Origin of the sequence: Aliivibrio finisterrensis, assembly GCF_008933155.1 — a bacterium.
Lineage (GTDB): Bacteria > Pseudomonadota > Gammaproteobacteria > Enterobacterales > Vibrionaceae > Aliivibrio > Aliivibrio finisterrensis.
In genome coordinates, this window is record NZ_WBVP01000011.1 from 112,052 (window position 1) to 119,913 (window position 7,862).

At 38.6% G+C, this 7,862-nt stretch carries 3 protein-coding genes and 3 tRNA genes; 5 read left to right on the plus strand and 1 reads right to left on the minus strand.

The annotated features are described in order from the left end of the window. The first annotated feature begins 19 nt into the window (after nucleotides 1–19). From hrpB to F8B77_RS11345, 5 genes are all read left to right on the plus strand, one after another. Nucleotides 20–2,485, plus strand: coding sequence for an ATP-dependent helicase HrpB (gene hrpB / locus F8B77_RS11325; RefSeq protein ID WP_151655424.1), 2,466 nt, complete (start codon nucleotides 20–22; stop codon nucleotides 2,483–2,485). A 24-nt stretch (nucleotides 2,486–2,509) separates the two neighbouring features. Continuing rightward, on the plus strand, nucleotides 2,510–4,885 hold the full coding sequence (mrcB, locus tag F8B77_RS11330; RefSeq protein ID WP_151655425.1) for a penicillin-binding protein 1B: 2,376 nt from the start codon (nucleotides 2,510–2,512) through the stop codon (nucleotides 4,883–4,885). A 239-nt stretch (nucleotides 4,886–5,124) separates the two neighbouring features. Next, nucleotides 5,125–5,200, plus strand: a tRNA-Phe gene (locus F8B77_RS11335). Nucleotides 5,201–5,254: 54 nt separating this feature from the next. Continuing rightward, a tRNA-Thr gene (locus tag F8B77_RS11340) sits at nucleotides 5,255–5,330 on the plus strand. Between the two features lie 30 nt (nucleotides 5,331–5,360). Next, nucleotides 5,361–5,436 (plus strand) — tRNA-Asn (locus F8B77_RS11345). 198 nt (nucleotides 5,437–5,634) lie between these two features. Here the strand turns inward: F8B77_RS11345 and F8B77_RS11350 are convergent. Continuing rightward, nucleotides 5,635–7,260, minus strand: a complete 1,626-nt coding sequence (locus tag F8B77_RS11350; protein WP_151655426.1) for a methyl-accepting chemotaxis protein — start codon at nucleotides 7,258–7,260, stop codon at nucleotides 5,635–5,637. Nucleotides 7,261–7,862 lie beyond the last annotated feature (602 nt).

The window sequence follows — 7,862 nt, forward strand, 5'->3', positions numbered from 1 at the left end:
ATGCCATAGGGCGAACCCATTGTCACAGTTACCGATTGAAAGAGTGATCCCATCACTGATTGAGAAATTACAGAACCATTCTCAACTCATTTTAAAAGCATCGACAGGCGCAGGTAAGTCGACACATCTGCCTTTAATGCTACTAAAAGAACAAGTGATTAATGGCAAAATAATAATGTTAGAGCCAAGACGGTTGGCAGCTCGTAATATTGCGAGTTACTTAGCATCTCAATTAGGTGAGAAAGTCGGTGAGCAAGTTGGGTTTCGAATCAAAGGTGAAACTAAAGTTAGCCCTCAAACTCGATTGGAAATTGTGACGGAAGGTGTGATGACTCGAATGATCCAATCAGATCCTGAATTGTCAGGTGTTGGATTATTGATTTTTGATGAATATCACGAGCGAAGTATTCATGCTGATACTTCATTAGCTTTTGCCTTGGAAGTGCAAGAGGCGCTACGAGATGATCTTAAGTTATTAATTATGTCTGCCACTTTAGATCAATTGGCATTACAGACGTTATTGCCAAGAGCTGCGTATGTAGAGTCAGATGGACGAATGTTTCCGGTGACAACGTCTTATACCCCTCTTAAAACAAACCAACGAATTGTTGAGGCAACTGAGCAAGCCATTCGCAAAACATTATTAAATGAAACAGGTTCAATACTGGTATTTTTGTCTGGAGTAGGTGAAATAAAACAGTTGGAAGAGAGATTAAATGATCTTTCTTCTGATATTGTCATTAGGCCTTTATATGGTCAGCTCGATGCAAAAAAGCAGCAATTAGCATTAAAACCAGCATTGAAAGGCGAGCGAAAAATAGTTCTCGCAACCAACGTTGCTGAAACCAGTTTAACTATTGAAGGGATCCGCATTGTTATTGATAGTGGCTATGAACAAAAAGCAACGTTTGATGCAAAAACAGGGATCACTAAGCTAGAGAAAAAACGAATAGCTCAATCATCTGCTGAGCAAAGAAAAGGACGAGCAGGACGATTGGAACCCGGGGTATGTATTCGTTTATACACTGAAGCTCAATATCAACAGCAGCCCCAAGTCCAAATACCCGAGATAGAATCTTCTGATCTTTCATCTTTGGTTTTGGAGTTAACAAAGTGGGGAGTTATCAACCCTTTGGATCTGCAATGGTTAACCCCGCCACCTGATGGCAATATTCAACAAGCTCGGTCTTTATTATCTCAATTAGACTTGATTGATAAGCAAGGTCAGCTTTCTATATTGGGGGAAAAATCACAGCAATTGAATATAGAGCCTCGCCTTGCTGCTGCATTATTACAAGCTAGCACTCAATCAGCTTCACATCTGCAAACAGCCTTATTTATGTTACCAATCATAGAAGAGCCTGCTAAATCAGTACAATCAAAAGATCTTAGCTTTCATCTTTCCTTATTTCTTGAAGGTCGCTACCCAAAACAGACAGAGTATCAACAAAGAGTTCAGCGACTGGCTCGCACTTTATCTGTAAAGGCAGACGTAACGCAGGTTTCAATTGATTTTATTGGTGAGGTATTAGCATTAGGTTTTCCTGATAGATTAGCGGTAGCAAAAGGAACTCTAGGTCAATTTCAATTATCGAATGGCCATGGTGTACAGGTTGATGAAATTGAATCGATAGCACAAAGCGATTATTTAGTGGTGGTGGACTTACTAAAAGGCAGTCAAAATCGCAGTTATGTTTTTCTTGCGGCATCCTTATCTAAATCATCTTTGTTCAGTGCTGTTTCTCATTTAATTATAGAAAAAGAGTATGTGGATTGGGATGAGAAGTCGGGAAGGATAATCGCTGAAAAACGTACGTATTTAGGGCGAGTCATTCTGCAAAAAGAGCGAATGAGTTCACCAGACCCTGACAAAATTTCGTTGGCATTGCTTAATATGCTCAAGCGAAAAGGAATAGAGAACCTAGATTGGAATAAAGAAGTACAGGCTTTGCATTCTCGCTTGTTGTGCTGTAAAGAATGGTTACCAGAGATACCTCTTCCTGCGATGAGTCAAGCGCAGTTACTTGAGAGTGCAGAACTGTGGTTATTGCCATTTATGAATGGTATTAAAAATGATAAGCAACTTAAGAGCATTAACCTTACTAACGCATTAGAAGCCTATGTGGGTTGGGATGCGATGAAACTTATTAATGAATATTTGCCAGCGTATTATTTGTTACCAACAGGCACAAAAGCAAAGATCAATTATCAATTGCAATCGGAACCTAAGATTTCAGTAAGAATGCAAGAGGTGTATGGTGAAGCGCAAACGCCATTATTAGCGCAAGGAACAAAAAAATTGGTAATGGAATTATTATCCCCAGCTCAAAGGCCATTACAAACAACCAGTGACTTAGCTGGTTTTTGGAAAGGATCGTACAAAGATGTACAAAAAGAAATGAAAGGACGTTACCCAAAACATATTTGGCCGGATGACCCTGCGAATCATCAAGCAACGAAAAAAACAAAGCGTCACTTTAATTAATTCTCTAACTTGAAAAGAACTCTCATGGCTGAAAAGAAAAAAGCACCAGTGAAAACCGCACCTAAAAAAACGGTGACAAAGAAAAAAACACCAGCAAAAAGAAAATCGGCAAGTAAGAAAAAAGCCCAGTCGCCTCGTTCTTTTTGGAAGGGGTTAATGATACTAGGTTTTAAACTAAGCCTTGTTGTATTAGCGATTCTTGTTATTGCTGGGATTTATTTGGATACCGTGGTTAAGAATCGCTTTGATGGTCAATTATTTACTTTGCCCACCGTAGTATATAGCCGGGTTCTGACATTGGCTCCAGGGCAAAATATCAGTTTGGAAACAGTTAAAAAAGAACTGGATTTATTAAAGTACCAGAAAGTTCGTCAGCCCCAACGTTCAGGAGAGTACTCTTCATCATCAACTAAAATAGAGTTGATCCGTCGTCCATTTGAATTCCAACAAGGCCCCGAGCCAGATCGCCATGTCATGCTTTATTTTAATTCAGATGGACTACAGAAGATTGAAAATCGTACGGCAAAAAAACAAATGGGCTTTTTGCAAATAGAACCTCAATTTTTAGGGATGCTAGATGCAGACGATGATCAGCAGCGCCTATTCTTACGTAGAGAACAATTTCCAGAGGTGATGGTCGATGCATTATTAGCGACGGAAGACAGAGATTTTTATCAGCATGATGGCGTATCTCCACTAGCGATAGCTCGTGCAATGGTGGTTAATGCCAAAGCAGGTAGAACGGTTCAAGGGGGGAGTACATTAACTCAGCAGTTGGCAAAGAACTTATTCTTATCTCGTGAAAGAACATTATGGCGTAAGGTTCGTGAGGCTTATATTGCGTTGATTTTAGATTATCGCTATAGCAAAGATAGAATATTAGAAGCGTATTTAAATGAAGTTTACTTAGGGCAAACAGGTGGAGAGGCTATTCATGGTTTTGGGTTAGCAGCGCAAGTGTATTTTGGCCGCCCAATAGAAGAATTAAGAATTGATCAGTTAGCCATGTTAGTTGGTATGGTTAAAGGACCATCCTATTACAATCCAATGCGCTTTCCTGAGCGCGTAAAAGAGCGCCGTGATTTAGTATTACGTTTGATGATGCAAGAAGAAATCCTTTCTCCTCGTCAATATGAAATGGCAGCAAGCCGTCCATTGGATGTGAAAAAGCGTGCAAGTATCTCAACAAGACAACCTGCTTATTTCCAACAATTAAAATGGGAGTTAAAAGAAAAAGCGGGAGAGGCTTATCAAAGAGGTGAGGGATTACGGGTATTTACAACGCTTGATCCATTATCACAGCAGAAAGCAGAAAAAGCAGTCGAACGAATTGTTCCTCAATTAGAAAAACGAGCAGGTAAAGGCTTAGAGTCAGCTATGGTTATCGTCGATCGTCAAAGCGGAGAGATCCGAGCTATGATTGGTGGTAGCAGAACGGGATTTGATGGCTTTAATAGAGCGATCAATGCAAAACGCCCAATTGGCTCTTTAGTTAAACCGGCTATTTATTTATCAGCATTAGAAAGCCCAGAGAAATATTCACTAGCGACCACATTAGATGATAAACCAATTTCATTAAAAGGCAGCAAAGGGACAACATGGACGCCTAGAAACTATGATCGAAAGTTTAGAGGTCAAGTTCCTTTGTATTATGCGCTTTCTCGCTCATTAAATGTTCCAACCGTCAATTTAGGTTTAATGGTTGGCCTTAATAAGGTGACAGATACATTAGTTAAACTCGGTGTGAATGCTCAAGAGATTAATCAAGTACCATCAATGCTACTTGGTTCAATTAGTTTATCTCCGTATCAAGTGGCTCAAATGTATCAAACCTTAGGCAATGGTGGACGAAAAGCGCCTCTTACGGCATTAAAAGCGGTGGTGAGTACAGATGGGGTATTACTCTATGAGAACTTTCCTCGTTCGTCACGAGTCGTTCCAGAGCAAGCGACTTGGCTGACTATTTATGGAATGAAAAAAACGGTGAGTGAAGGAACGGCAAGATTTTTAAATAGCAAATACAGTTGGGCAGCATTGGCAGGAAAAACCGGAACAAGTAATGACTCAAGAGATAGCTGGTATGCAGGTATTGATGGAAGAGAAGTTGCGATTACTTGGCTAGGCCGAGATGATAATAAACCAATGAAATTAACGGGTTCAAGTGGAGCGTTAAGAGTTTATGCTGATTATTTAAGTATGAGATCACCTGAGGCTTTTAATTTACCGTGGCCAAATGAAGTAACGACAGCTCATTTTGACTTACAAGAAAATAAAACGCTAAAACCGGATTGTTCTGGCAAAGAAAACATACCTATTTGGGATATTAACGGTCAATATAAAGCGGAGTGTGAAAGGGGAAATACGCCAGCCGCTTGGTTAACTGACATTTTTGGTTTTTAATTTTGATAAATTGCTGACTTCTCTCTAGTGTGCTGATTTTAGAGAGAACGTCATTTATTTAGATGAAGGCTTATTTGTGTAAAAAGCTAATGAACGTTTATTAAGCTATTAAAAGTAACGTTATTTTTTGATCAAAATGTTATAAAAACAACCATTACGAATATATTTCAATCAAACGGTGTTTTTTTTGAAATTATTAGTTGACCAGAGAGGTGAAAAGCCGTTTAATACACCTCGTTGCCCGGATAGCTCAGTCGGTAGAGCAGAGGATTGAAAATCCTCGTGTCGGTGGTTCGATTCCGCCTCCGGGCACCATATTAAATTGTTGGTGCTTAATATTCGTTAACACGAGCAATAAAAAATTAGTGTGCCGACTTAGCTCAGTAGGTAGAGCAACTGACTTGTAATCAGTAGGTCACCAGTTCGACTCCGGTAGTCGGCACCATTAATTCTCTTAATGAGACGTAAAATCTGTTCCCTTTTAGTTCAGTTGGTAGAACGGCGGACTGTTAATCCGTATGTCGCTGGTTCAAGTCCAGCAAAGGGAGCCACATTTAAAGCCTCGTCAGAAATGACGAGGCTTTTTTCGTTTTGGTAATAATAAAATGATGCCCATCTTCATAGATAAAAGTTATTTGAATAACCGATTTGTCATCGCTATTTAGAAGCTACATTTGTTTAGCTATAAATATTTAGTTATAAAAAAGCACACCAAGGAGGTGTGCTATTTATCATTCAATTTTGGTTAACTAGTTTTTCACTCGAAACTTGTTTAACCAAGTCTCTAAATCATCAGCTAATTCAGTTAGGGTATGAGTACTTTGTTTACTCTCTGCGACAACACTTGCTAATTGCTGCCCACTTTCTTCTATCATATTAACTCGTTGAGTGATGTCTTCACTTACGTGTTTCTGCTCTTCAGATGCACTTGCAATTTGATGACTCATACTTGAAATTGACTCAAGGGCAGTAACAATTTGTTGTAGAGCATCTGAGGCATTTTGAGATTCAGATACTGTACTTTTGCTAGTTTCAGCACAGATCTCCATACTAGCTATTGCATTACGAGAGCCTTCTTGTAAGTTTGAAATCATTAGTTGTATTTCTTTTGTACTACCTTGAGTTCTTCCTGCAAGGTTGCGAACTTCATCAGCAACAACGGCGAAACCACGACCTTGTTCACCAGCTCGAGCAGCTTCAATTGCCGCATTTAAAGCAAGTAGATTTGTTTGCTCTGCAATATCACCAATAACATCAAGAACCTTAACAATGTTGTTCACATTGCTATCTAATTCAGAAACCGCAGTACTTGCTGTATTTAATTGTTCAGCAAGTCCTCCTATATTACATACGGTAGCGGTAATTAATTTTTGAGTTCGAACACTTTGCTTATCGGCTTCGTCTGTAGTAATAGCGGTTTCTTGCGCTGAATTTGCCACATTATTAGCAGAAGAAGCCATCTCAGTAATCGCCGCTGCTATCATCTCTGTTGATTGGTGCTGGCTTTCAGTCAATTCACTTACTGTTCCAGCTCTAGAGTGAACATCAGATAACTCAGCTTTTAGCGCGAGCATTGATTGAGTCAGATGCTCAACTAACTCTGCCAGTGATAAATTCATTGTTTGAACTGCGTGATAAATACTGCCTTCTGGTGCTTTTTCTGTAAATTGAGTAACAATTTCACCAGCAGCAACAGTTTGGATTGCAGAGTGTACATCTTTAGGTTCGCCACCTAATAATGAAATCATGCGTTTCATAGAAATCATTAGAATACTAAAAATTAAACTCGCAATGATGAAGGCTAAGCCAAATTGCCACTGAGCCGTAGACCAAAAGCGAGCGTTTACTTCTGTCTCTCCAATACCTGTACCTACAATCCAATTCCAGTCTTGTGTTTTTTCTGCAATAGAAAGCTTTTTATCGATACTTCCATCTGGCATTTTTAAAGACCATGTATATTCAGCCATACCTGATGGATTTTGATTTATGGCATTCTCTAAAATTTGTCCAACACTTTTTCCTTCACTATCACGGAACTCATGAAAACTAGTGCCATGGAGTTGAGGATCTAAAGGAGCAGCTAGAAACATTAGATCCTGATCTGCAACATATACGTATTCATTATCTTTATAGATATTATTTCGTAAAATTGTAATTGTGAGTTCTTTAGCTTTAGCCTCTTCTATTTTCCCTTGTCTTACCATTTCTTCCATATTGGTAATTAGGTTATAGGTAGTTTGGAATAATTCAGTAACTCGAGATTTATTATCCATAGAGCTAGCAATATGTAATGTCCATAGACCAGTTGCTGTCATTAATATAAGAGAGCATAAAATAATTGCAGCGAGGACGTAAGATTGTGTTTTTAACTTCATGTTTAGTTTGCTCCGAGAAAATATAAGCGACAGTTAACTTATGTATCGACCGATAAAAGTATAAGTTTAATGAATAATATGAATGCCAATATACAAAGGAAGGGTCTTATATTGTGATTTATATAATAATTAGCTGGTAAATAAATAGATCTAAATCATTAGTTTTTGAGTGACTGGGTTTTTAAGTGATGATTTATGACATTACCAATAGTATTTGATACAAAATGGCCCATTTTTACCCCTAAAGTGAAGTGCAATCAGGCGTATTGGTGGTTATTTATGCAATTAAAGCAAGTTTTGAGAATAAATCGATAAAGTACTTGCTAATGTGATCTAACTCTCTATAATGCGACCTCACTGACACGGAGGGCCCATCTCATAAGGGATTGGAAGGAAAGGTTAGTATGGTGGCTTTTCAATGTTTATTTCAAATTAGTGCTTGACACTGTATTTGAAATGAATAAAATGGCCATCCTATTCGCTGATAAGATTGAACGCTTAGAAAGCAAAAGAAAAGCTCTTTAACAATTTAACCAAATCAATCTGTGTGGGCACTTGTGAGTTGATAATCACTAGTTTGCTTTTACTTCTCGAAGTAAGGC